Annotated in this window: 25 protein-coding genes; 11 read left to right on the top strand and 14 right to left on the bottom strand. The window is 59.4% G+C overall.

The genetic code is table 11. From position 1 onward, the window contains the following. The first annotated feature begins 7 nt into the window (after positions 1–7). Positions 8–823, top strand: a complete 816-nt coding sequence (locus HF931_RS04060) for a crotonase/enoyl-CoA hydratase family protein (RefSeq protein ID WP_273241962.1) — start codon at positions 8–10, stop codon at positions 821–823. Here HF931_RS04060 and HF931_RS04055 read toward each other — a convergent pair. Together HF931_RS04055 and hisF are read right to left on the bottom strand one after the other, a co-directional pair. Then, positions 820–1,236: a GFA family protein gene (locus tag HF931_RS04055; protein WP_035549672.1), complete on the bottom strand. Its 417-nt coding sequence runs from the start codon at positions 1,234–1,236 to the stop codon at positions 820–822. The genes HF931_RS04060 and HF931_RS04055 overlap by 4 nt on opposite strands. An 89-nt stretch (positions 1,237–1,325) precedes the next feature. Beyond that, positions 1,326–2,093, bottom strand: a complete 768-nt coding sequence (hisF, locus tag HF931_RS04050; protein WP_273241961.1) for an imidazole glycerol phosphate synthase subunit HisF — start codon at positions 2,091–2,093, stop codon at positions 1,326–1,328. A 147-nt stretch (positions 2,094–2,240) separates the two neighbouring features. Here hisF and HF931_RS04045 point away from each other — a divergent pair, with 147 nt between their 5' ends. From HF931_RS04045 to HF931_RS04020, 6 genes are all read left to right on the top strand, one after another. Beyond that, positions 2,241–2,453 (top strand): hypothetical protein, encoded by a 213-nt coding sequence (locus HF931_RS04045; protein WP_273241959.1) that lies wholly within the window; start codon positions 2,241–2,243, stop codon positions 2,451–2,453. Positions 2,454–2,618: 165 nt separating this feature from the next. Then, entirely contained in the window at positions 2,619–2,819 is a 201-nt protein-coding gene (locus HF931_RS04040; protein WP_273241958.1) for a hypothetical protein, read from the top strand. A 65-nt stretch (positions 2,820–2,884) separates the two neighbouring features. Next, positions 2,885–3,073, top strand: a complete 189-nt coding sequence (locus HF931_RS04035; protein WP_035549661.1) for a hypothetical protein — start codon at positions 2,885–2,887, stop codon at positions 3,071–3,073. A gap of 178 nt (positions 3,074–3,251) precedes the next feature. Beyond that, on the top strand, positions 3,252–4,031 hold the full coding sequence (locus HF931_RS04030; protein WP_273241957.1) for a GGDEF domain-containing protein: 780 nt from the start codon (positions 3,252–3,254) through the stop codon (positions 4,029–4,031). 115 nt (positions 4,032–4,146) lie between these two features. After that, positions 4,147–4,929 (top strand): GGDEF domain-containing protein, encoded by a 783-nt coding sequence (locus HF931_RS04025; RefSeq protein ID WP_273241956.1) that lies wholly within the window; start codon positions 4,147–4,149, stop codon positions 4,927–4,929. An 831-nt stretch (positions 4,930–5,760) separates the two neighbouring features. Continuing rightward, positions 5,761–6,867 (top strand): hypothetical protein, encoded by a 1,107-nt coding sequence (locus HF931_RS04020; RefSeq protein ID WP_273241955.1) that lies wholly within the window; start codon positions 5,761–5,763, stop codon positions 6,865–6,867. A 12-nt stretch (positions 6,868–6,879) separates the two neighbouring features. Here HF931_RS04020 and hisA read toward each other — a convergent pair whose 3' ends face one another. Continuing rightward, the gene (gene hisA / locus HF931_RS04015) at positions 6,880–7,602 is read right to left on the bottom strand and encodes a 1-(5-phosphoribosyl)-5-[(5-phosphoribosylamino)methylideneamino]imidazole-4-carboxamide isomerase (protein WP_273241954.1); all 723 of its coding nucleotides are present in this window, start codon (positions 7,600–7,602) and stop codon (positions 6,880–6,882) included. A gap of 91 nt (positions 7,603–7,693) precedes the next feature. Then, positions 7,694–8,341 carry an imidazole glycerol phosphate synthase subunit HisH gene (gene hisH, locus HF931_RS04010; RefSeq protein ID WP_273241952.1) on the bottom strand — a complete coding sequence of 216 codons (648 nt, stop codon included), beginning with the start codon at positions 8,339–8,341 and terminating at the stop codon, positions 7,694–7,696. Between the two features lie 113 nt (positions 8,342–8,454). Here hisH and HF931_RS04005 point away from each other — a divergent pair, with 113 nt between their 5' ends. Together HF931_RS04005 and HF931_RS04000 are read left to right on the top strand one after the other, a co-directional pair. Next, positions 8,455–9,891, top strand: a complete 1,437-nt coding sequence (locus HF931_RS04005; protein ID WP_273241951.1) for an amidohydrolase — start codon at positions 8,455–8,457, stop codon at positions 9,889–9,891. A 106-nt stretch (positions 9,892–9,997) separates the two neighbouring features. After that, positions 9,998–10,537 carry a class I SAM-dependent methyltransferase gene (locus HF931_RS04000; protein WP_273241950.1) on the top strand — a complete coding sequence of 180 codons (540 nt, stop codon included), beginning with the start codon at positions 9,998–10,000 and terminating at the stop codon, positions 10,535–10,537. Here HF931_RS04000 and hisB read toward each other — a convergent pair. Further along, positions 10,534–11,130: an imidazoleglycerol-phosphate dehydratase HisB gene (hisB, locus tag HF931_RS03995; protein ID WP_035549652.1), complete on the bottom strand. Its 597-nt coding sequence runs from the start codon at positions 11,128–11,130 to the stop codon at positions 10,534–10,536. The two genes, HF931_RS04000 and hisB, sit on opposite strands and share 4 nt — an antisense overlap. Before the next feature lie 123 nt (positions 11,131–11,253). Here hisB and HF931_RS03990 point away from each other — a divergent pair, with 123 nt between their 5' ends. Further along, positions 11,254–13,005 carry a putative bifunctional diguanylate cyclase/phosphodiesterase gene (locus HF931_RS03990; RefSeq protein WP_273241949.1) on the top strand — a complete coding sequence of 584 codons (1,752 nt, stop codon included), beginning with the start codon at positions 11,254–11,256 and terminating at the stop codon, positions 13,003–13,005. Here HF931_RS03990 and HF931_RS03985 read toward each other — a convergent pair. The 5 genes from HF931_RS03985 to HF931_RS03965 all read right to left on the bottom strand — a co-directional run bounded on the left by HF931_RS03985 (position 13,002) and on the right by HF931_RS03965 (position 16,234). Beyond that, entirely contained in the window at positions 13,002–13,523 is a 522-nt protein-coding gene (locus tag HF931_RS03985; RefSeq protein WP_273241948.1) for a GNAT family N-acetyltransferase, read from the bottom strand. The genes HF931_RS03990 and HF931_RS03985 overlap by 4 nt on opposite strands. A 14-nt stretch (positions 13,524–13,537) precedes the next feature. Continuing rightward, the gene (locus HF931_RS03980) at positions 13,538–13,966 is read right to left on the bottom strand and encodes a nuclear transport factor 2 family protein (RefSeq protein ID WP_273241947.1); all 429 of its coding nucleotides are present in this window, start codon (positions 13,964–13,966) and stop codon (positions 13,538–13,540) included. A gap of 12 nt (positions 13,967–13,978) precedes the next feature. Further along, on the bottom strand, positions 13,979–14,410 hold the full coding sequence (locus tag HF931_RS03975) for a hypothetical protein (protein ID WP_273012916.1): 432 nt from the start codon (positions 14,408–14,410) through the stop codon (positions 13,979–13,981). Positions 14,411–14,469: 59 nt separating this feature from the next. Continuing rightward, complete coding sequence (locus tag HF931_RS03970) at positions 14,470–15,525, bottom strand: HpcH/HpaI aldolase/citrate lyase family protein (protein WP_035549646.1); 1,056 nt, start codon at positions 15,523–15,525, stop codon at positions 14,470–14,472. Positions 15,526–15,589: 64 nt separating this feature from the next. After that, positions 15,590–16,234 (bottom strand): putative 2OG-Fe(II) oxygenase, encoded by a 645-nt coding sequence (locus HF931_RS03965; protein WP_273012912.1) that lies wholly within the window; start codon positions 16,232–16,234, stop codon positions 15,590–15,592. A gap of 209 nt (positions 16,235–16,443) precedes the next feature. Here HF931_RS03965 and HF931_RS03960 point away from each other — a divergent pair, with 209 nt between their 5' ends. Further along, entirely contained in the window at positions 16,444–16,617 is a 174-nt protein-coding gene (locus tag HF931_RS03960) for a YqaE/Pmp3 family membrane protein (protein WP_081806048.1), read from the top strand. 1 nt (position 16,618) lies between these two features. Here HF931_RS03960 and HF931_RS03955 read toward each other — a convergent pair whose 3' ends face one another. From HF931_RS03955 to HF931_RS03940, 4 genes are all read right to left on the bottom strand, one after another. After that, positions 16,619–16,855: a hypothetical protein gene (locus HF931_RS03955; protein ID WP_273241945.1), complete on the bottom strand. Its 237-nt coding sequence runs from the start codon at positions 16,853–16,855 to the stop codon at positions 16,619–16,621. An 89-nt stretch (positions 16,856–16,944) separates the two neighbouring features. Further along, complete coding sequence (locus HF931_RS03950) at positions 16,945–17,862, bottom strand: tyrosine recombinase (RefSeq protein ID WP_273012910.1); 918 nt, start codon at positions 17,860–17,862, stop codon at positions 16,945–16,947. Between the two features lie 40 nt (positions 17,863–17,902). Further along, a complete protein-coding gene (locus HF931_RS03945; protein ID WP_273012908.1) occupies positions 17,903–19,504 on the bottom strand; it encodes a hypothetical protein in 1,602 nt (533 codons plus the stop codon). Next, positions 19,494–19,628 (bottom strand): hypothetical protein, encoded by a 135-nt coding sequence (locus HF931_RS03940; RefSeq protein WP_273241944.1) that lies wholly within the window; start codon positions 19,626–19,628, stop codon positions 19,494–19,496. The genes HF931_RS03945 and HF931_RS03940 overlap by 11 nt, the downstream gene beginning before the upstream one ends. Positions 19,629–19,705: the final 77 nt, after the last annotated feature.

Here is a 19,705-nt window from a genome sequence, read left to right as displayed (position 1 = left end):
CAGAGTCATGAAAGACCGGGTCTCAATCACCATGCTGGACGATGGCATTGCCGATGTCCGCTTCATTCGCACCGACAAGATGAACGCCCTCGACCCCGCCATGTTTGACGGCATCAATGAGGCGATCGCCCAGTTGAAAGAGACCAAGGGCCTGCGCGTCGTGGTTGTCTCGGGGGAGGGGCGCGCCTTCTGCGCCGGGCTCGACCTGTCCAGCCTCGGCAGTGATTCCGGCAGCGATGGGGCCAAGAGCGTCACCGGCAGTGCCAGCACGCTGGCCGAGCGCACGCATGGCATTGCCAATCGCGCCCAGCATGTGGCCTGGGGCTGGCGCGAAATTCCGGCGCCGGTCATCGCGGCGGCGCATGGCGTTGCCTTTGGCGGCGGCTTCCAGATCCTGTCCGGCGCCGACATTCGGTTCGTGCATCCCGATACACGCTGCGCCATCATGGAATTGAAATGGGGCCTCGTGCCGGACATGGCCGGCTTCCCACTCTGGCGCGGCAATGTCCGCGACGATGTGCTGCGTGAATTGACCTATACGAACCGCATCTTCAATGGCGCCGAAGCGAAACATATGGGCTTTGCCACCCATGTCTCTGGCACGCCTCTGGAAGACGCGATGGCGCTTGCCACGCAAATCGCGAACAAGAACCCGGACGCCATTCAGGCTTCCAAGCGCATCTTCAACATGATGCAGTATGCAACGGATGCGGAATTGCTGCAGGCCGAATCAGACGAGCAGGACAAAATCATCCGTACACCAAACCAGATGGAGGCGGTGTTTGCAGAAATGCAAAAGCGCAAGCCGTCCTTTGCGGACTAGTCCTCTTCGTTGTTTGAGGCCTCAAATGCAGCGAATGCTTCCTCACCGGTAAGTTTTGGCGTGTCGTTTGCCAATTCGTAAAAGTCTGGCTTCTGATCAATGAAGATCTGCTGGCTGATTTTCTTGAGCGGCACGTCCTGGAATAGCCCGGCTGACAGGGCGAAGTGATCGTGAAATTTCAGATGGTAGAACAAATGGCTACCGCATTTGCTACAGAATGCGCGCTCTGCCCAGTCGGATGATTGGTATTCGGAGATATTCTCCTCGCCCTCAATCTCCAGTTTTCCATCATGGTCTACGGTAAACAACGGCCCGCCACCCCAGCGACGGCATGTTGCGCAATGGCATACAGCGACTTCGCTGATATCTGGAATGGTGATCTTGACGGCACCACAAATGCACTCGCCTCTCATGTTTGTTCCCTTCCTGTGTTCTGAAGGGAAAGACTACGCCGATGCGCGGATGACGCAATTGAAGCCTTTATGACGAATCTGAAAGGGGCTCAGTTTGCAAGCGGCCGAACAGGCGCGCCTGCGGTGGCAAGGGCGGCGCGCGCCTCGGCAATCGTCGCTTCACCGAAATGGAAGATCGATGCGGCCAGAACGGCAGTTGCCCCACCTTCGATCACCGCGGGGGCGAGGTCTTCCACCTTGCCCGCCCCGCCACTGGCGATGACGGGAATGTTCACCGCGCCGGTGATCGCCTTCAACAGGGGCAGGTCGTATCCCGATTTGGTGCCGTCCCGGTCCATGCTGGTCAGCAGGATTTCCCCGGCGCCGCGCGCTTCGGCTTCCTTTGCAAAGGCCACCGCATCAATACCGGTTTCCTTGCGGCCGCCATGGGTGAAGATCTCCCAATGGTCGCCCACGGCCCGCGCGTCGATCGCCACGACCACCGCCTGAGATCCTGCCTTGGCGGCGCAGCGTGAGATCACCGACGGGTCCGCCACGGCGGCGGAATTGATCGCCACCTTGTCTGCGCCCGCGCGGAGCAGGGCCACCATGTTCTCGGCGCTTCTTGCACCGCCGCCTACGGTCAGCGGCATGAAGCATTGCTCCGCTGTCGCAGAGACAATGTCCATCAGCGTGCCCCGGCCTTCATGCGTGGCAGAGATATCGAGGAAGCACAGCTCGTCCGCCCCCTGCGCATCATAGGCCTTGGCCAGCGACACTGGGTCGCCCGCATCTTTCAGGTCAACGAAATTGACGCCCTTGACGGTGCGTCCGTCTTTTACGTCCAGGCAGGGAATGATGCGGGTTTTCAGGGTCATGAAGGGGGCTTTAGCCGTCCGGCGCGCGGAAGGGAAGCGCCTTGCCGCTCTGTCATGGAACATCGATCGGGGCCCACCCATTGATTGGGGGAATGCGATGGCAATCCCGCCCCGCATGAAACCGAAGCGAACCAAAGGAGACACGATATGAAGACCCGTAATCAGTTAATGATCGCCGCTGGTGTCCTGGGCGCTGCAGGCGCCGCCTTTGCCGGCCAGAAATATGGCCGCAAATTCCTGCGCCAACGCCGCGATGACGACACTTCTGCGAAAGCGCGCAATGGCGAAGATACCTCTAGTGAATTCCGCGCACACAAGGGCGTGTCCAGCCCACATGGTGACCCGGTCACCGCGCACTGATGCGTGAGAAGATTGATGCTTGAAACGGGGCCGCAATTTATGCGGCCCTTTTTCGTGCGCGCTATCCTGACAAGGCTTTCACTCAGGCTGCCGTCTCCTGTGTGCTATACTCCCCAAATGGCGGGCCTTCCGCCCGCCCTCGCAACATCAGCAAGGGAGACTGAGATGAATTTCTGGAAAACCATGCGCCGCGCCGCTGACAAGGCCGCGACCCGTCCCGAAGATGCCTATGTGCGACAGGGCCTGCGCCACGCACGCCTGGACCCGGAACACCCAGATCGCGCGCCGGACGCGCCCGACTTGTCCGATGTGGCCCATGCGCTAAAAACCCGCCGGATGATGCCCCCCGTGATGGGGCGGCGCTAAGCCATTCGGAACCGGCGGGCGAGGGCGCGCATTGATTGAGTGAACGCCACACAAAGGAGCCTGACATGAAACTCTGGAAACAGATCGCCATCGCCGCCGGAACCGCTGCCGCAACGACGAGCGCAGCCTATGCCGCTCGCCGCGCAACGCTGCACTTCCTCGGGCGTCGCCAGTCCAAAAGCCCGCGCCTCATCCCGGCCGTGGCCGAGCACGTCACGAATGTTGCCAACAAGCCGCGCCAGATGGCGCGCTAATCGCGCCCAAATACGCCAGAAAAGCCGGTCCATGAGGCCGGCTTTTTTCATGCGCGGACCCCGCCCCGATCCATCATGGATAATCAGACCCTAACTGCCCTTGACCAATTCCCCTGCGGAAATAGGGACCCGCTTAATGCGGCTATGCGATCAATCTCCGGTGGGACAGGGAGACGCAATGTCTATTTCACAGGATGTGTCGAACGCGATCAGAACAGGAGTTCTGGTAATCGCGGGGTCGGTGTTGGCTTCAGTGGTGATGGTGGCGATCTGGATACAGGCGCTGCCGGAGATCACGCCAATCGATGTGCTGATCATGGCAGCGATCATGCCGATGCTGATTGCGCCGGTTTTCTGCTATTTCGTCCTGAAGGATCATATCCGCGCCGCCCGCCTGGCGCGTGAGAATTACCGCCTCGCCCATATGGACGAGCTGACCGGCCTGCCCAATCGCCGCGCCTTCTTTGAGGCAGCCCGCCAGATCCAGGCCCGCGCAGGCTTTGTCGGCCACCATTTTTACTGCGCCATCGCAGATGTCGACAATTTCAAGCGCGTGAATGACCAATTAGGCCATGAGGCTGGCGACCAGGTGCTGCGAGAGATTGCGGCCACGCTGAATGCCAAGGCGCCGGTTGATTCCATCGTGGCCCGGCTCGGTGGAGAGGAATTCTCCATGGCCGGCATGTTCCCGAGTGAGGCCGATGCGGCCCGCGCCTTCCGTGCCCTTGTTGCCGTGGTGGACCGCACGCCGATCCTGACGCCAGACGGCCCGCTGCCGGTGACGATCAGCCTCGGCTATTGCGAGGGGTCCCGCACGACAGAGCTGTCCTCGATCCTATCCCAGGCCGACCGCGCGCTCTATGCGGCCAAGCGGGGCGGCAAGAACCGCGCGCTGGACTTCAACCACCCCTCCCGCCAGACCGGCAGCTTCACCCGCTCGGCTGGCACCGCTGCTTAACAGCCGGTAAACACACTTCCTCAAATCCTTTCGCCGCTATGGGTATGGGCGTTAACGGCCTACCGTTACAAACGATTGCAATGATAAATACAAATCGTGTTGGAGGGTCGTCAGGATGACGATTTCAAAGGAAGTCCGCCGCGCCATCGGCTTTGGCGTCCTGATTACGCTGGGCGCAATTGTGCTGGCGGTCGTGCCGGTCATCGCCTGGCTGGCGATGGACCCTGTCACCACCCGGTCTGACACGCTCCTGCGTGCCATCCTCCTGCCCCTGCTGATCGCACCGATCTGCAGCTTCTTCATCCTGCGCGCCGACATGCGCTCGCGAGACCTGGCGCGTGAGAATCATCGCCTCGCCTATCTGGACGAGCTGACCGGCCTGCCCAATCGCCGCGCCTTCTTCGATGGCGTCCGGGAGATGCGCAGCCGTGCCAGCGGGTCTGGTCGCCGTTTCTTCTGTGCGCTGGCCGATGTGGACGATTTCAAATCGGTGAATGATCGCTGGGGCCATGATGTGGGTGACATCGTGTTGAGGGACCTTGCCGAAACGCTGAACACGCACGCGCCAAGTGATTGCCTGATCGCGCGTCTGGGCGGGGAAGAATTCGCGATTGCGGGCATCTTCGCCTCAGAGGTGGAGGCAATCCGCGCCTTCCGACGCTTGGTGGCAATTGTCGCGGCCTCTCCGGTCTACACGCGGGAAGGGGATCTTCCGGTCACGATCAGTCTTGGCTATTGCGAAGGCGCGCGCCCGTCTGAAATCTCCACGCTTCTGTCTCGCGCGGACAAGGCGCTCTACGCCGCCAAACACGCCGGCAAGAACCGCGCCCTCGGTTTCTCGCGCCCCTATATCGCCATCGACAGCGGCGCCCCTCTCCTCACCCGCCGCGCCGGTTAAGCCGCGCCTCCCATTCTACCGTGTGGGGATAGACTCCCTCCCTCTCCTCCCGCAGGCCCCTGCGAAAGCAAGGCTCATCCCTGAAAGTTCGTCTCTCGCCAGTTCATCCTTCGACTTCGCTCAGGATGAGTCTGGTCTTTGCTGTACTTTGTGAGCGCTCATGCTGAGCGAAGTCGAAGCACGGGCGCGGGCTCCGCGTCGTTTCGGCGGGAGACCCCGGCATGCGCCGGGGATGCGGTGTGAGGCGGCCTGTGCGCCTCCCCCAATCCGCCTGATAGCCCCTTACCCCATATTCACCTCCTGCCCTCACGGGAGCCGGATCAGGTGCCGTTCTGGTTGTGGGGTCAGGGACAGGATGGGCTTTGCGGGAGGTGTACGGTCCTGCAACGCCCTAGGCAGGTCAGGCCAGGGTGAGCTTGCGAAGGCAAGTTGGGAATCCGCCTCGTCCGGACGCACGGGAGTCAGGCCTCCCCGGATGCGCCTTTTGTGTGAAAAGCACGGAGGAAGTGTTCGCGCGGCGCCGGTAACGAAGACCCGGGATCTTGGGCCCTTTCGAGGTGTCCGCTGAAGACCCTGTCCGGCGCGGCGGGCGGTAACGCTCCACTCCGTAGCCATCTACAAATCATCAGGCGGAGCGCCACGGCGCCCGCTGCGCTGTCGGTTCCGTGAGGGGCCGAAAACACGAGATACCCGGATGGCTGCGGCCAGTCCGGATGTTTGTGCTGACGGGAGTCCACAAAGAAACCGATCGGCAACCGTAGGGAGATATCAAATCCTTAAGGGTTGCATTCTACCTTTGAGAGTACCGTATGTCTCTTTGAAAGGCTTATCATGTTCAAGCGCTTCATCACGTCTCTGCCCCTGTTGCTGCTCATGGCCTGCGCAAATCATCAGCCTACAAAAGAGGCCATGATGTCGATGCCGGGCTTCATGAACAAGGAGGATACAATTGAACAGCAACGTCCTCCCTTGCCCAAAACGCATTTCATTCGATGGGAGAATGGTGACCGTCTACAGGACTCTGTTGTACTCGATTATGTGTCCGGCATGTCCCAACGGGACTATCTTTTTGAAGAACCCAATCAGGAATTGTACCGGCCAATGCTGTTGCGCGCTCTTGCCAAGTCGGGCCTGCAAGCCCGAACGCCTGCGAGTGCGAGATATGCATTGCAAATTGAATTTCTCAAATTGGATACCGATGCGTTCGGCAGACACTTCGCAGGGCGGACAGACGCAATTTACAGGATTGTCGATCGTCAGACGGGGCAGGCCGTCTATGAAAGTGAAATAGGATCTCGATTTATAGCCGCATATCCTGGCTTGAATGAGAAAGATGCAAGTTTCGCGTATGACGTATCGGCCCCCGGCGTCATTTCCGCCACCCAGGCATTTGGCGCCTTCACGCTTTACGAAGGCGGTCTTGTGGAAGTGTGGAATAACAACCAGAAGCTCCAAAACTTTTTCGGCGGAGAACCCATTGCCGAGGTTTCTCAAGCGGGCTGGAATGATACGTATCAGGCCTATGCGTGGGTTACGGGACTTTCGGCGATATCCGGGCCAACTTTGGTCGGCTTGGGTCAGTTGAACCCGCTCAATTATATCTCCATGCAGCTTGAACCCCGACGTGAGCAGGCCGATTTGCTTCCCGCACGCAGGGGGGAACTATCGGAAAGAGCGATGGGTTCGCGTAGCGCTCGTAAACGCGCCAATCAACTGAACTCTCATCTGCTTGCGCAGAGTATCACCTATTTCTTGATGGATCTGGCTGAAGCTGAAGACAAGAAGCTGTTGAGAATGGTTTCATGCAAGGATGTGGGGTCCAGTACAGAAGACATAATTGCGGCAATTCGAAATCGCGAGCAGGTGATATCCGACGATTGTACACAGTACATGAAAGGATGGCGGTCCCTTGGGGTCGGTATTACTCAGTATCAATAATCGCAATACGGATTAAAAAAGCCCCAAAACCTCCGCCGCCACAATATCCCCATCATAGAGCGCGCGGCCGAGGATAGACCCCGCGATCGGGGCGTCGGCGGCGATTAGGGCGCGGATGTCGTCCGTGCTGGCGACGCCGCCAGAGGCGATGATTGGGATGCTGACGGTGTTGGCGAGCTCTGCCGTGAACGGAACATTGACGCCGGTTTTCAGCCCATCGCGGCCAATGTCTGTGGCGACGATGGCCGCCACGCCGCAGCCTTCAAACGCCTTGGCCAGTTCGGTCGCCTTCATGTCGCTGGTCTCGGCCCAGCCTTCGACGGCGACCATGCCATCCTTTGCGTCGATGCCGACCACGATTTTGCCGGGCAGGGCGCGGGCGGCCTCTTTCACCAGCTCCGGATCGCGCAGTGCGGCGGTGCCCAGGATGACGCGGGAGATGCCGGCCTCCAGCCAGGAATCGATCTGCGCGCGGGTGCGGATGCCGCCGCCGAGCTGCACCGGCGCATCGGTCGCGCTCAGGATCGCTTCGACCGCCGCGCGGTTCACGGCCTTGCCTTCAAAGGCGCCGTTCAGATCCACCACGTGAAGATGCGTGAAGCCCGCCTCACGAAAGGCGCGGGCCTGGTCAGCCGGGCTGTCAGAAAAGACAGTCGCCTTGTCCATCTCGCCGCGCAGCAGGCGCACGCACTGGCCGTCTTTCAAATCGATCGCGGGGTACAGGGTAAAACTCATAGTCGCTCCTTGGCGCTCATCCTGAGCGAAGTCGAAGGAGAGCGCGGGCTGGGAGAGGCTCGCCCTTCGACTTCGCTCAGGGTGAGCCGGTTCATGGGTCCCAGCTCAGGAAATTGGACAGGATGCGCAGGCCAAGGGCTTGCGACTTTTCGGGGTGGAATTGCGTGCCGAACAGATTGGCCCGCGCCACCGCTGCGGTGATCGCCTCTGCGCCATAGCTCGCCGTGGCGGCCATATCGGCGGGGTCGGCTGTCGTGAAGGCGTAGGAATGCGTGAAATAGACATGCGGCTCAGCGCCCAGACCTGACAGGACCGGATGCGGCGCGCCGCGCAGGGACAGCTCGTTCCAGCCCATATGCGGCACGCGAAAGGCCTCGCCCGGCTGGATGCGCGCAACCTCCCCGGCGATCCAGCCGAGGCCCGGCGTCGCGCCGTCTTCCCGGCCCGTCTCGGCCAGAAGCTGCATGCCGACACAGATGCCCAGGAAGGGCTTGCCGCCTTTCAGGCAGGCCGTCTCCAGCGCCTCGACCACGCCGGTCTGGGCGCGCAGGCCTGCGGCGCAATCTGCGAAATGGCCCACGCCCGGCAGCACCACACGCTCTGCCTCGAGAATGTCTTCGGCACGGTTCGTGATGCGGATCTCGTGGCCGGTCTCGCCAAGGCGCGCCGCTTCCCGCAGCGCCCTGCCGGCGGAGTGCAGGTTTCCGGATCCGTAATCGATGAGGGCAACAAGGCTCATGGCCGCGCTCTTAGCCTTGCCGGGGCCGTGAGGGAAGGGGCCAGCCACCCTTGCGCCCAGGGGCAAGGTGCCGCAAGCTCGGCCGCATCATGCCAATTTCACGGAGCTTGCTCATGCGATCCATCCTGCCCGCGTTTACCGCCTGTCTGCTGGCCGCCTGCGCCGCCACCCCTGCCTGGCCCGACGCGGCCGAGAGCGCTGCGCTGGACGAAGCGCGCAGCCAGGCCGAGCTGACGGCGTATTTGTCGGACAGCCTGTGGGACTGGGCAGAGCTTGGCTATCAGGAAGAGAAGTCTTCCACCCTGCTTCAGGAAACCCTTTCAGATGCAGGCTTCACTGTAACGCCAGGCGTGGCAGATATTCCGACAGCCTTCGTGGCCGAATACGGCTCTGGTGGTCCGGTCATCGCGCTGCTGGCCGAAATGGACGCGCTGCCAGGTATCAACCAGTCGGCCCTGCCAACGCGCAAAGGTGTCAATGGCAAGCTTGCCGGTCACGCCTGCGGGCACAATCTGTTCGGGGCGGGGTCTGTCTCGGCTGCCATCGCCATTCGGAACTGGCTGGAAGAGAGCGGGACACCGGGCCGTATCCGCGTCTATGGCACACCGGCCGAGGAGGGCGGCTCCGGCAAGGTCTACATGGTCCGCGCGGGCCTGTTCGAAGACGTTGATATTGCCATTCACTGGCATCCGGGGGATCGCAACTCTGCCGCGGCCAACACGACGCTGGCGAACCGGTCTGCGAAGTTCCGCTTTTCCGGAATCTCTGCCCATGCGGCTGGCGCTCCCGAACAGGGGCGGTCCGCGCTGGATGGCGTTGAAGCGATGAACATGATGGCCAACATGATGCACGAGCACATCCCGCAGGATGCGCGGATGCATTACGTCATCACCTCTGGCGGTTCAGCCCCCAATGTGGTGCCGGACTTTGCGGAAGTATTCTACTATGTCCGCCATCCCTCCCCAGACGGCGTTGAGGCAATCTGGTCGCGTCTGGAAAACGCTGCGCGGGGCGCGGCACAGGGAACCGGAACTGAAGTGGAGTGGGAAGTCATCCACGGCAACAACCCACTGCTCGTGAACGAAACGCTGGCCCTTCTGATGGACGAGAAGCTTCGCATCGTGGGCGGCGTGGAATATACAGAGGCTGAACTGGAATTCGCCGAGACTATCTCCACGACTCTCAGCGACACGTCGCTACCATTGTCATCAGCCTCGGAAGTACAGCCCTTCGAAGTGTCGCTTGGCTATGGCTCAACGGATGTGGGGGATGTGTCTTATGCAGTCCCAACCGTCGGACTGCGCACAGCAACCTGGGTGCCGGGAACACCTGCGCATTCCTGGCAGGCTGTGGCAGCCAGTGGCACATCTATCGGCCACAAGGGGACGCAAGTTGCCGCCGAGACGATCACGCTCGCCGCTGTTGAGTTGTTTACGAATGGCGACTTGCGGAAAAAGGCGCGCACAGAATTCGATGAAGCCCGTGGTCCGGACTACGAATACAAATCCCTGCTCGGCGATCGTGACCCACCGCTCGACTATCGCAAATAGGACCTGAATCCTGACACACCGGCCTGACGCTTCTGACCTCTCTGCTATCCGCCGCGATATGCAGGGAGTCTATGAGCGCCAAGCTGGTGTCTGGCATCGCCACCGGATGCGCGACCTGAATGAGCGTAAATGGCTCGACCCCTTTCTTGCCTCGCTTCCCCTGCGGCCCCGGGTGTTGGATCTTGGCTGCGGATCAGGTGTCCCGCTTGGGGCATTTCTTCTGGCCCAGGGCTGTGATCTTACAGGCGTTGACTATTCTGGCGCCATGATCGCGCTGGCCCGCGAACATGCCCCGTCAGGCAATTGGCAGGTGCAAGATATGCGGGCCCTTGATCTGGTGGGTGATTTTGATGGAATCGTCAGCTGGGACGCCTTCTTTCACCTCAGCCAGGATGAACAGCTGCAGCTGCTGCCGATACTCGGCAGGCTGGTCCGGCCCGGCGGCGCGCTGCTGCTGACAGTCGGGCCTGGAGGCGGCGAAGTAACAGGCATGGTTGGCGGTGAAGCCGTGTACCATGCCAGTCTTGACCCTGAAGAGTATCGCAGGCAGCTGGAATCGCTTGGCTTCAAAGACATCGCTTTCACGCCGGAAGACCCCGAAGTGATGGGGCGGAGCGTTTTACTGGCCACGGGGAAGGGAGGTTAGAGGCTGCCTTTGGTGCTGGCTGGTTTGCCGCCGAGCTTCGGGTCCTCCGCAATGGCCGCACGCAGCGCCCGGGCAGTAGCCTTGAAGCAGGATTCTGCAATGTGGTGGCAATTCTCGCCGTAGAGGTTCTCCACGTGCAGGCACATGCCGCCATTGCCAGCCAGGGCGTGGAAGAACTCCTTGAAGAGTTCGGTATCCATCTCGCCGATCTTGTCGCGGCTGAAGTGCACTTTCCACACCAGATAAGGCCTCTTGCAAAGGTCCAGAGAGGTGCGGGAAAGCGTTTCGTCCATTGGCACATAGGCATGGCCAAACCGGGTGATGCCGGCGAAATCGCCCAGCGCCTTCATGATGGCCTGACCGATTACAATGCCCGTATCCTCGACGCTGTGGTGCATGTCGATGTGCAGGTCGCCCTTGCAGCGAACCGTCAGGTCGATCGCTGAATGCTTGGAAAATGCTTCCAGCATGTGATCGAAGAAACCGATGCCGGTTTCGATGTCAGACTTTCCCGTCCCATCCAGATCGACGGTAACCGAAATGTCGGTTTCCTTGGTGGTTCGGGTAACTGTAGCAGTGCGGTTCGTAGTCATGCTGGCCCATATAGTGCGTTGGAAGCGCTACAGCTAGCGCGTTTTGTTCACTGATTCCTAAACATATTCCGGAAACATGGTTACCGCACACAAATGTGGTGACGTGGTAAGGACGTTCTAAGCGTGGACAAACAGAGTTTCATCTCGAGACTTCTGGGCCGTATGACCATTCCGGGGTTTGCGGCTTGGTCTGCAGCAATTGCAACAGTCATCATCTTTGTCGGAGTCTGGACAATCGAACAGGCGTATGGCGCGCTTGTCGAAGGCAAGGCCTGGACAGACATGTCCCTTCCTCTCTGGGCAATCTTTGTGCTGTTGTCGGCATCGTCCGCTGTTGCTGCTGTAACCGCATGGTTTTTCGCTCGGGAATTCCAGAACGTCCTGATCAACTTCACGCGGTATCTTGAGGTCGCTCAATCAGACTCCACTGCGCGCTTGTCCAACGTGTCTTTTGTTGAGCTGCGTCGACTGCGCTCGGTTGTGATCCGCTCTGTTGGAAAACTCCGCCGGGATAACGAAGCGCTGCGCCAGACTGCATATGAAGACCCGCGCACCGGTATGCCAAACCTGATCGCGCTGGAAGAACACATACACAAGACGCTGCCTCGCGCGAAGTATGAAACCCCTGCGGCGTTGATCGTACTGGATCTGGACAATTTCACACGTTCATCCGAACGTCTCGGAGCGTTGGCAAGCGAAGCGCTTTTGAAGACGTGTGGCGAGCGCATGTCTGCTGCGTTGGCCTCGCTTGAGGGGCCCGTTCGGAATGGGCTGAAAGATTCGATGCTGGCCGCGATGCAGGCCGATAGTTTTGCACTCTATTTGCCTTGCGCAGTCAGCAGGGATTACGTGTCCAACATAGCGCGCGCAATTCGCTTGGCGTTCGCGGAGCCTTTCGTAGTGGCGGGGCAGTCTGTCACGCTTGGCATATCAGGTGGCATTGTGATTGCGCCCGAAGATGCCGACACTGTGCACAAACTATTCCGGCACGCTGAACTGGCGCTACGACAGGTCCGCAGTGATACCGGGTCGGGATTTCGTTACTTTTCTCCACGTCTCAATCGAGTGGCGCGTGGCAAGTACATGCTTGAGGCAGAGCTTCGCGACGCGGTGGCCAATCGGGAGTTCAAGACGCACTTCCAGCCAAAGATCGACTTCATGACGGGTCAGGTTGTCGGCGCCGAAGCGCTTGCGCGCTGGATTCGTCCGAACGGCAAAATCATATCGCCGAATACTTTTATTCCGCTCGCAGAGGAAACGGGACTTGTTACGCAGATTGGTGAACAGGTTCTTGAAGCTGCGTGCGAGTCGGCCCGGATATGGATGCAGGAAGGGTTCAATGCCACTGTTGCGGTGAATGTGTCGCCGCGCCAGTTTCAGGCGACGGATCTGACCGAAACAGTACTATCCATTCTCAAGCGTACGGGTTTGCCGCCGAACCGGCTGGAACTTGAGATTACTGAAAGCATGGCCGTGTCCGAGCCGGAAAAGGTGGCGCGGGTTATGCGTCCACTTCGCAGTCTGGGTACCAAGCTGGCAATTGATGATTTCGGGACCGGCCATTCAAACCTGTCCATCCTTACGCAACTGCCCTTCGACGTATTCAAGATTGACCGTCAATTTGTTTCGGCACTTGAATCCGATGAGCAGGCTCCGGCGATCATCGAGATGATCCTTGCGATGGCAGAGACGCTTGGGCTGAAGACCGTCGCCGAAGGCGTCGAAACAGAACGGCAGGCCGATTTCCTGCGGCGCCGTGGATGTTCGATGGCGCAGGGTTTCCTGTACAGTTCAGGACTTCCGCATGAAGCATTCATGGATTTCATCCGGGGCTGGACCAGTAACAGTCAGTCGTCGCGCCAAAAAGTCAGCTAAGCCGAATTTCTTCTGTACACGTTGACAGATGTTCCGCGGTATTCTGACGCTCGCCAGAACTTGTATCCACATTTCTCCGCAACACGAATCGAACCGGCGTTGCCAGGATCAATAATGCAAACGCTCTGTCCGGGCTTGTTCTGATCAAGCCATTCATGCATCGCGCTGACAGCTTCGCTTGCGTAACCCTTGCCCCAAGCCTTCTCAATGAATACCCAGCCGGCCTCGGGCCAGTTGGAAAGGTTCGGGTTCATGCCGCGCTCAAAATCAGCGAACCCCCCTTCACCAACGAACTCGCCTGTCTCTTGATCTTCAATTGCCCAGGAACCATAGCCAAGCAATTCCCACATGCCGCGATTGCGGCAGATCGTGAACCAGGCTTCCTGCCGGGACCGGGGTTGGCCGCCGATGTGACGGGTGACGTTTTCGGAAGCCCACATCGTGGCGGACGGTTCGAAATGGTGAATTTCCGGCGGGCGTAGAACCAACCTGTCTGTGAAAAGGATAGGCAGATGCATGGAAACCTGTTTGGCTAAGCTCTTTGCTTCATCTTTTCCAGCATGGCCCCCATCGCGGCGTGTACCGCCTGCATACCTTTCAAGGGGCGGACCATGACTTTGAAGTCCATGATCTTTCCGTCCGTGTTCCACTCGATCATGTCGACTCCGTTTACGAGAATTCCGTCCATCTCGCATTCGAACTCGAGAACAGCTTTGTCGCCGCAGTCGAAAGCGCGCGTGTAGCGAAATGTATCCCCACCGAGCGTCGCGCCTGCGGCTGTCAGGTAGGCCATTGTAATAGGCTTGCCAGCTTGCGGAGTGTGAACGACAGGACTCTTGAAAACAACGTCATCAGCCAGCTGTGCTGACAGTCCTTCAGGCGAATGATCGCCATTCATCCAGTCAAACCATGCTTGCAGGTTTGAGCTATGCCCGGTCATCGGTATCAAGTGTTCGGCCATCGGAGGTTTTCCTTACTGTTCTATACTGCCAGTGACCGGTTTTCCGATCAGATAGTCGCTTGGTTGGTTGAAGCAATTTCCACGCAATGCGACCCAGCCGCCGGGAAAGTCTGGCTCAGTAAAAACGAGATCGACTCGGCCCCAATTATAGTGAGCCTCTCCCGTCACCGGATTTGTGATGGCGACGTCGCACAGCTCAATATCGGAGCTTTCCGGTTCCACCCAGATACCTGCATATGCGCCGCGCTCTTCATACACGCCTGCGAGATCCTTCAGGTAGACAGCGCCTCTCGCGTCCAGACCCGGATAGGACCAAACGGCCCACCCCTCAGGCGTGTCCGCTTCGTAGACGACGTCGCCGATGGGGGTCGACCAAACCTCGTCCGCTGCAGCATTTAGCGCTGCCAAACCCATTCCCGCCAGAGCGAGCACCAAATTCCGCATGCTGAGTCCTCCCTTTTCTGGAGTGACCCTAGCATGCGAATGGGACAGGTGAAGCAGAATTACGCGGAGTAGGCGGCCGCGAGGTCGGGATCCTTGCTGGCGACAAGGTCGGCCAAGTCTGAAATCACCTTGGCCTGTTTCCAGGTCGCGTCATCCTGCATCTTGCCATCGATCATGGCGACGCCGGAGCCATCTGGCATGGCGTCGAGGATCTTGCGGGCGAACTTCACTTCGTTCGGGTCCGGGCTGAACACCTTTTTCGCGATGGCGATCTGGTTCGGGTGCAGGCTCCATGTGCCGGAACAGCCGAGCAGGAAGGCGTTGCGGAACTGTTGCTCACAGGCGTCCAAGTCCGCAATGTCGCCAAACGGACCGTAAAAGGCGTTGATGCCGGCCATTCGGCATGCATCGACCATACGGGCAATCGTATAGTGCCACGGGTCTTGCTGGGCCGAGGCACGTGCGCTGCCGTCTTCGTTCGGATCGTCGATGACGCGATAGAATGGATGTCCGCCGCCCACTCGGGTTGTTTTCATCTTGCGATCGGCGGCCAGATCTGCCGGGCCGAGACTGATGCCTTGCATGCGCGGGCTTGCCAAGGCGATCTCTTCGACCCGGGCCATGCCCTGCGCTGTCTCGAGGATTGCGTGGAACAGGATCGGGCGGGTCAGACCGGCTTTCGCTTCCAATTGGGCAACGTATTGGTCCGCAAAATGAATATCCCAAGGGCCTTCGACCTTTGGCAACATAATGACGTCCAATTGATGCCCGGCTTTCAGGATGAGTTCGCTGACGTCTTCCTGAAACCAAGGAGAGTTGAGCGGATTTACGCGACTCCAGAACCCGGTGCCGTTGCCCTGCCAGTCATACATGGAGGCCATTTCGATTGCGCCAGCGCGGGCCGCATCCTTGGCATCAGCCGGAATGGCATCCTCGAGATTGGCCAGCATGACGTCCACACCCGCCGCCATTTGCGGTACCTTGGCGCGCACCTTGTCCAGATGTGGCGGGACGAAGTGAATCATCCGTTCCAGCCGGACCGGCAGGTCACGCATCGGGGCGGGGGCGCCGATGGCGAGAGGTTTGAAAAAGTCTCTTGGGGTTTTCGTGCTCATGCGTTCCTCCTTGTTGCGGCGCAACATAGAGGCAGCGCAAAGCGCGTCAATCAGCCAGAAAGGCTCACGTCTCGGATTCCTCCACGGAAAGGTTCATGCTGAAAGACCGCCGCTCTCCCGGCGTCTTGAACGGATAGACGCTGTGAAACATGTAGGATGGGAAGATATAAAAATCCCCGACACGTGGCCTGATCATGAAGTTGGATACCGAGTAATGGGTATCGGTTCCGTGCGCGAATTGCAGGTGCCCGTGGGTCGGATGATGGTCGCGATCATCTTCTGCCCATTCCTCATCGATGCCCTCTGGCAGCTTCAGATATCCCACGCATGACAGGGCGCACCCGGTATGGATGTGGAGAGGATTGTACTCATGCGCGTATTGACGCACGAACCAGCCTGCCATGACATTCAATTCAAATCGTTTTGATCGATGGTCGTAGTCGCCAAAACTGCCGCGGCGGCTTGCACGCACATGATATTCGATCAGGGCGTTCCCCAAAGCGCCGGCAGTCGCATCGACTAGGTGTTTCGGAAAGCGAAGTTCCTGACGAACCTTCCCGACCAGGCTCGCGGAATGGTCTTCCAACTGGTCGCTCATCGCTGCGTTAAGATGCTCGACCAGCGCAGGTGGCATTCGCACGAAGCCCATCATTGGGCCGAACGGCGTAAAGAACTCTTTGTCTCCCGTAGGAGTGAATATGGCCGACACAGCGGACTCCCGTCACGCGGCCGCACACCACACCCGGTACGGTCTGATACTAAACTTCATTGAAACGCCCTGCCCGCTGTCTAGACGTGCGTTTGGGGAGGGGTCAATGGCAGTTTGCCAACACCGCAAGATGACTTGTGGATAGAAGCTTGGAACAGGTTTCGGGATTGGACGTTGCAGAAGCAGACCATTTACAAAGGAAATCTGCCATGTCCCTTCTTATGATTTTGCTCACAATCTTCCTGCCGCCGGTCGCTGTTGCCCTGAAGGAAGGTATCGGCGTTCAGTTCCTGATCAATTTGGTGCTGACCCTGATCGGCTGGTTGCCGGGCGTTATTCACGCATTCTGGGTCGCAACGCGCGGATCAGCGTCCACGGTTTAACTCAGGCGCTTTCTGAGTCGGACGCAGCTTCAATCACGGCTTCGGGGCGGGAAGCGCGGCGATAAATTGCAACCGCCAGCGCAGCAACACCGATTGCGGTAACGACCTCGCCACCGATGATGACATTTACCCCTGCGTGAAGCTCGGACAGAATTGCCCACGTCGCGGTCATGAAGGTGATCGCGGCGATTTCTGAGATCAGAAATGTCGGAATAAAGGCACTCAGGAAACGTTTCATTGCGGGGCTCGTCCAGAATTGAGGGTGTCGTTGAGATCAGCATATCGGGAGTCGGTCTGATTTCGGCAATATGCGCTTACGCAGCCAGTTCAGCTTTTTTGCGCGAGCGGGTGAGCTGTTTCCAGAAGCTCTGCCAGCTCGTCAGTCAGAACATGCGTGTAGATCTGCGTGGTGGCGATATCTGCATGGCCAAGAAGCGTTTGAACGCTCCGCAAATCCGCGCCGCCCATCAACAGATGCGTTGCATAGGCGTGGCGAAGTGCGTGCGGGTGTACGCGGTCTGGTCGAATGTTTGCCGAATGGGCAAGGGATTCGAGTAATTGGCCCAGCCGCCTGCGCGTCAGGTGGCCCGATTTGCCACGGGATGGAAACACAAAACCTTCTGCCCTGCCACGCGCAAGTGATCCTTCGGGCAGGTATGTTTCCCGGATCGAGAGCCAATTTGACAAGGCATCCAGCGCTGGACGTCCCAACGGGCAAAGCCGCTCCTTGCCACCTTTTCCTCGGACGATCACGTCAGTTGTGATCCAGCGATCACCCTTCCGGCGTGGCAACTCGCCCAGCTTCAACGAGACAAGCTCGGTGGCGCGCAGGCCAGCGCCGTAGAGCATTTCAACAAGACAGGTCAGCCTGAGGTCATCGGCGCAAGCTGCGAGCAACGCCGCCATTTCTTCGCGAGACAGCACATCCGGCACATCTCGTGAAGGCTTCGGACCGTCGACCTTTGCGGTTGGGTCATCCTTGCGGTCGCCTTCTTCAAACAGGAAGCGGAAGAATCGGCGAACGGCAGACAGCTTGCGTGCCTGGGAAGAGGGGGCCATGCCGCGCCTGGACAGGTCCTGCAGCCAGCCCGAAATGTCTGACCCGTCCGCGTCGCACAACGCGCCGCCGCAATACTCGGAGGCGTCCAGCAGATCGCGCCCATACGCATCCAGCGTGTTGGTCGATGAGCCGCGTTCGGCGGACATCATTTCAAGAAAGGCTTCGATGCGAGCGCGGTCGGTCATGCCCGCATCATTGCATCTAGCCCTTTAGAGCGTGTGAATGTCAGGACGCTTTCCAGTACCCTGCAGCTTCCAGTGCCATTTCCCGGGCTGCGTCCTTTGCGCCAATGCGTTCGAGCGCGTTCAGCAAGAGCACAAGGCTTGCATTGTCCGGCGCTGTCGGGTCGCCTTTGGTCATGCCTACGGTCGATAGAATGACTTCACCTGCAGCATCGGCTTCGGCAGCGCCGAGAATGCGCAGCAGATGGGGGGTGATGGCCGCGCTCGTGTCACTGTCCGGCGCTTCCACCACCATGCGGCGTGCATCTGCAGGGGGCGCGATGCCCATTGCAGTCCACAAGGCGAACAAGCGAACGGCAGACCGCTTTTGCGCATCGGTTTCGGCTTGGGCAGCCAGTCTCACCCCGGCATACGCGATTTCGCTTCGCGACGCGTCCAACCCGGCGAGGATTAGCAGCGCTGACATGAAGGCGGAATCAAAGCTTCCGTCCTCTGGTGCGCCTTCCATGGTGTTGGCATCAGCCCATTTCTGCGCCGTTTCAAGCTCACCGGCGGCGAGAGAGGCCCGGGCAAAGACGGCAGCGCTTGCCGCTGTGGATGAATTGATCGGCAGGCGCGCGATTTCGGGCCAGAGAAGACGGGCAACCGCATCAAAATGGGCCGGTGTGTCTGTCGCTTCCTGCAGCGCAGCGGCTAGAGCAAAGCTGCGATTCTCATCTGTGACGAGTGGATCGCGCGCCGCAAACAGGGCGCTCTCCAATGGGGTCGTCGGGACAAATTCCGGCTCTGACAGCATATCCAGGAATAGCGTTCTGTAGTCATTTGTCGCCAGCATGTCGGATTTTGTCGCCATATGTGCCGCTTTGACGCGCAACTCGATCGGTAAGTTGCGATGCATTGCTATGGCCGCCGACAAATCCGGGCGATTGGCGGGGATCGGGTCTGCCGGAGGGGTGAGGCCAGCTTTGGCAGAAATGGCGAGATTCAGCCCCGACGAATAATCGGCTTCAGGTGGCTCTGGTAGTTCGCCGGATGTCGCGAACACGGCAGCGAGCAGCCAGGAATCGACGGCGTCCTGCTGCAGCGCCATTTCAATTGCCAATTCCGCACCGGCTGAGTTGCCCTCGAGAGCCGCGCAAACCGCGCGCAGTTTCGCCCAATATCCTGAGAGCCGATCCGGATCGTTCAGCATGGCGCAGGCAGTAGCCTCATTGCCGAGCGCGAGATTCACGTCCGCAATGATTTCGTCTGCATTCATGCCGGGCGGGGGGGTGTCGAGGCGCGCCATCAGGCTGGCTGCAGCTTCGGCTTCGCCCAGATCGTACATGATGCGAGCGCGTTCGGCGCGCAAATGCGGTTCCTGGATTCCGGAAGGCGGTGTTGCCGGCGACAATGCCATGCGGCGCATCAGGGTGCGTTCTGCCGGGGTCAGGTCATGTGTGCGGACATCGCGCATCAAGGGCAGCAAATCGTCTGCATCGGATGCGCGCCACATATCCGTCGGAAGGGAAGGCTCACCCGCTTCGAGGAAGCTCATGCCCCATGGATTGACCAGCTCCAGGCCAGAATCCTCAATCTGGGCGCTGGCAAATGGCCCGACACCCAAGGCAAGGAGGGTGGCGGCAAGTGCGACCCTAAAGGACATCGTCGATCTCGATGCGAATCTCGCCGGGTTCGGGCTTGCCCTTTTCCGCTTGTCCACCGAGCCACCAAGCAACACCGAGAACAAGGATTGCCAGCAGGCCTAAAAGGATCAGAAACTTGCGCATGCCTAATTACCCCTAGATACAGAATTTCGGCGCTGGATTGCGAACGCGCCGCAGCAACTATAGGACAAGAACCGAAC

The organism is Hyphomonas atlantica corrig. (assembly GCF_017795365.1).
Lineage (GTDB): Bacteria > Pseudomonadota > Alphaproteobacteria > Caulobacterales > Hyphomonadaceae > Hyphomonas > Hyphomonas atlantica.
The sequence above is the reverse complement of the archived record's forward strand: the minus strand, read 5'-3'. Positions and strand labels throughout refer to the sequence as shown.

Coding starts and splice junctions, on each gene's coding strand:
- HF931_RS03945 (WP_273012908.1), bottom strand. CDS start 19,504: ATGTCCTTTAGGGTCGCACTTGCCGCCACCCTCCTTGCCTTGGGTGTC.
- HF931_RS03975 (WP_273012916.1), bottom strand. CDS start 14,410: ATGCGGAATTTGGTGCTCGCTCTGGCGGGAATGGGTTTGGCAGCGCTA.
- HF931_RS04060 (WP_273241962.1), top strand. CDS start 8: ATGAAAGACCGGGTCTCAATCACCATGCTGGACGATGGCATTGCCGAT.
- HF931_RS03960 (WP_081806048.1), top strand. CDS start 16,444: ATGTCCCTTCTTATGATTTTGCTCACAATCTTCCTGCCGCCGGTCGCT.
- HF931_RS03985 (WP_273241948.1), bottom strand. CDS start 13,523: ATGCATCTGCCTATCCTTTTCACAGACAGGTTGGTTCTACGCCCGCCG.
- HF931_RS04040 (WP_273241958.1), top strand. CDS start 2,619: ATGAATTTCTGGAAAACCATGCGCCGCGCCGCTGACAAGGCCGCGACC.
- hisF (WP_273241961.1), bottom strand. CDS start 2,093: ATGACCCTGAAAACCCGCATCATTCCCTGCCTGGACGTAAAAGACGGA.
- HF931_RS04000 (WP_273241950.1), top strand. CDS start 9,998: ATGCGCGACCTGAATGAGCGTAAATGGCTCGACCCCTTTCTTGCCTCG.
- HF931_RS04030 (WP_273241957.1), top strand. CDS start 3,252: ATGTCTATTTCACAGGATGTGTCGAACGCGATCAGAACAGGAGTTCTG.
- HF931_RS03955 (WP_273241945.1), bottom strand. CDS start 16,855: ATGAAACGTTTCCTGAGTGCCTTTATTCCGACATTTCTGATCTCAGAA.
- hisA (WP_273241954.1), bottom strand. CDS start 7,602: ATGAGTTTTACCCTGTACCCCGCGATCGATTTGAAAGACGGCCAGTGC.
- HF931_RS03940 (WP_273241944.1), bottom strand. CDS start 19,628: ATGCGCAAGTTTCTGATCCTTTTAGGCCTGCTGGCAATCCTTGTTCTC.
- hisH (WP_273241952.1), bottom strand. CDS start 8,341: ATGAGCCTTGTTGCCCTCATCGATTACGGATCCGGAAACCTGCACTCC.
- HF931_RS03980 (WP_273241947.1), bottom strand. CDS start 13,966: ATGGCCGAACACTTGATACCGATGACCGGGCATAGCTCAAACCTGCAA.
- HF931_RS04020 (WP_273241955.1), top strand. CDS start 5,761: ATGTTCAAGCGCTTCATCACGTCTCTGCCCCTGTTGCTGCTCATGGCC.
- hisB (WP_035549652.1), bottom strand. CDS start 11,130: ATGACTACGAACCGCACTGCTACAGTTACCCGAACCACCAAGGAAACC.
- HF931_RS04035 (WP_035549661.1), top strand. CDS start 2,885: ATGAAACTCTGGAAACAGATCGCCATCGCCGCCGGAACCGCTGCCGCA.
- HF931_RS03970 (WP_035549646.1), bottom strand. CDS start 15,525: ATGAGCACGAAAACCCCAAGAGACTTTTTCAAACCTCTCGCCATCGGC.
- HF931_RS04055 (WP_035549672.1), bottom strand. CDS start 1,236: ATGAGAGGCGAGTGCATTTGTGGTGCCGTCAAGATCACCATTCCAGAT.
- HF931_RS03950 (WP_273012910.1), bottom strand. CDS start 17,862: ATGACCGACCGCGCTCGCATCGAAGCCTTTCTTGAAATGATGTCCGCC.
- HF931_RS04025 (WP_273241956.1), top strand. CDS start 4,147: ATGACGATTTCAAAGGAAGTCCGCCGCGCCATCGGCTTTGGCGTCCTG.
- HF931_RS04005 (WP_273241951.1), top strand. CDS start 8,455: ATGCGATCCATCCTGCCCGCGTTTACCGCCTGTCTGCTGGCCGCCTGC.
- HF931_RS04045 (WP_273241959.1), top strand. CDS start 2,241: ATGAAGACCCGTAATCAGTTAATGATCGCCGCTGGTGTCCTGGGCGCT.